General features: G+C 46.9%; 2 protein-coding genes. Both read left to right on the forward strand.

Annotated features, from left to right (window positions below; all coding sequences use genetic code 11):
• On the forward strand, positions 1-628 hold a 628-nt coding region (locus tag A2517_RS11115; RefSeq protein WP_294897025.1), incomplete at its 5' end, for an insulinase family protein.
• The gene (gene recG, locus A2517_RS11120; RefSeq protein ID WP_294897027.1) at positions 609-2,402 is read left to right on the forward strand and encodes an ATP-dependent DNA helicase RecG; all 1,794 of its coding nucleotides are present in this window, start codon (positions 609-611) and stop codon (positions 2,400-2,402) included. The genes A2517_RS11115 and recG, both read left to right, overlap by 20 nt.
• The last annotated feature ends 54 nt before the right edge of the window (positions 2,403-2,456 follow it).

Consider the following 2,456-nt stretch of genomic DNA (forward strand, 5'->3'; position numbering starts at 1 on the left):
GCAATCTCTTTTGAATCTATTGGAAGCGGGTAAAAAGGGAAAAGAACGCCATTATGAGCCTCGAAAAGAGCCAAAAGAATCGATCCTTAAGCGTCCTCAGACGGAGCAGGCATATCTCTATTTCGGTGCCCCATTTGCTATGAATGAGGGTGATCCGGAGTTTTTTAAAGCCCGTGTCGCTATGTTTATCCTCGGTTCCAGCGGCTTTGGAAGCCGATTGATGGAGGAGATTCGAGTGAAGAGGGGACTTGCCTACTCTGCCTATTCCCGTCTCTCGGTTGCCAAAACCAATACCTATTTTAGCGGCTACCTTCAAACGAAATTAGAGTCGCAGGAAGAAGCGAAAAAAACAGTGATTGAAGTAATCGAGTCGTTTGTTAGAGGCGGTGTCACCCAAAACGAACTTGATCAGGCGCGTAAATTTTTACTCGGTTCTGAGCCGCTACGTGTCGAAACCCTTTCTCAGCGTTTGGGTCGAACGTTCAGCGAATATTATCAGGGCAAACCTCTCGGATCGAGTGTGCAGGAATTGGAGATGATTCGTACCCTTACCCTAGAAGATGTGAACGATTTTATCAAACGCCACGGCGAAATTCGCGATCTTAGCTATGCTATCGTTACCAAGTGAAGAGGGTGAAAAGTTTCACCGTTTAGGGATCACGAGCATTACCGCTCTCTCCCTCATTGCCCCCGCCTCATTCGAAGATCGCCGTCTCAGTGAAGAACTTATCCATAATGCACCGTGTGTTATTGATGCGACGGTAGAACACGTCGTCCGTACCCCTAAAACCCTCAAAATTACTTTTTTTGCCCATAACCTAGAATGCGTGATCGAGGGGGTAATCTTTCATCCCAAGCCTTATATGATCCATCAATTCCCGCGTGGCGAGCGTGCATATTTTGGCGGTAAAGCACAATGGGAATTGGGGAAATGGACGATTGTTCATCCGATGAAGATCAGTGCCGTTGGTTCCCTCGTTCCTATTTACAAAACGCCGCTTCGTGCCGATGTGATGCGCCGCTTAGTGGAAAAAAATATTACCGTTAAAAATCTCATCGCAGACGGGCTCCCAGAGAAGATAGCCCGTGAACTCTACGCACTCCATTTTCCCGATTTTCCGAAGCCTCTGAATGAACAGCAATATCACGCCCTTAAATTTGGTGAACTTTTTGAGTATATGCGCCGTCTTCGTCTTAAACGCCGTTTTCATAAAACTTCCTATCGTGCTTCGGGGGATGTTAAAAAATGGATGAAAACCCTTCCGTTTGAACTCACCGAGGATCAAAAAAAAGCGATTGACGAGATAGAGGGTGATCTCAGAGGGGAATATGGATCACGACGGATGATAGTGGGGGATGTCGGATCGGGGAAGACGATGGTTATTTTAGCTTCGGTCGTTTTGATTCAACCGTATCGCTCTATCTTGATGGCACCGACAACGATACTTGCGGCTCAACTCTATGAAGAGGCGCAAAAATTTCTCCCAAATTTACGAATAGCATTGGTTACCAATGCAACGAAAAAAGGGTCTTTAGAGGAGTACGATTTTATCATTGGAACTCATGCTCTATTGCACCGTTCACTTCCTGAAGCGGGACTCGTTATGGTGGATGAACAGCACCGTTTCGGCACCGCTCAACGCCATTCCTTAACGAAACTCACCGAGAATGATACCTCTCCGCACTATCTCCAATTCTCCGCCACCCCGATTCCAAGAACGCAGGCGATGATCGATTCGGCACACATTGATGTGAGTCTGATCGTTCAGACCCCTTTTACCAAAAATATCACAACTCGCATCATCGGTAAAAGCGATTTTCCGCGCCTTTTAGATCGCATCCGCTTTGAGATTTCACAAAACCATCAAGTCCTTATTGTCTATCCGCTGGTAGAACAGAGTGAGAGTATTGATTACCAAAGTATCGATGAAGCACGGGGGTATTGGGAAAAAAACTTCGAGAACGTCTACGTCACCCACGGCAAAGACAAAGAGAAAGAGGCGGTGTTAATGGAGTTTCGTGAAAAAGGGAATATTCTCCTCGCCACAACTGTTGTCGAAGTGGGGATCTCTCTCCCGCGACTCTCTACGGTCGTGATCGTCGGAGCGGAGCGGTTGGGTCTCTCGACACTCCATCAGCTGCGCGGTCGGGTGAGCCGTACAGGATTGCAGGGGTATTGCTATCTCTACACCAATAAAAGCGGAAAGAATCAGCGTTTGGAGTCGTTTAGCAGTTGTACCAGCGGGTTTGAGATAGCGGCACTGGATCTGAAATTTCGCTCAAGCGGTGATTTGTTAGAGGGGAGTATCCAAAGCGGTAAAAAATTTCGATGGGCGGATATCGGTGAAGATGAAGAAATCGTAAGAGAGGTCAAGAATTATCTTGACCTTCAAAAAGGTTAATATAACCCGAAACGTCCGTCACCGCGTTTGTAAAGGACACGCATTTTCCCGTCA

The sequence above is a fragment of the Sulfuricurvum sp. RIFOXYD12_FULL_44_77 genome (assembly GCF_001830725.1).
Classification (GTDB): Bacteria; Campylobacterota; Campylobacteria; order Campylobacterales; family Sulfurimonadaceae; genus Sulfuricurvum; species Sulfuricurvum kujiense_A.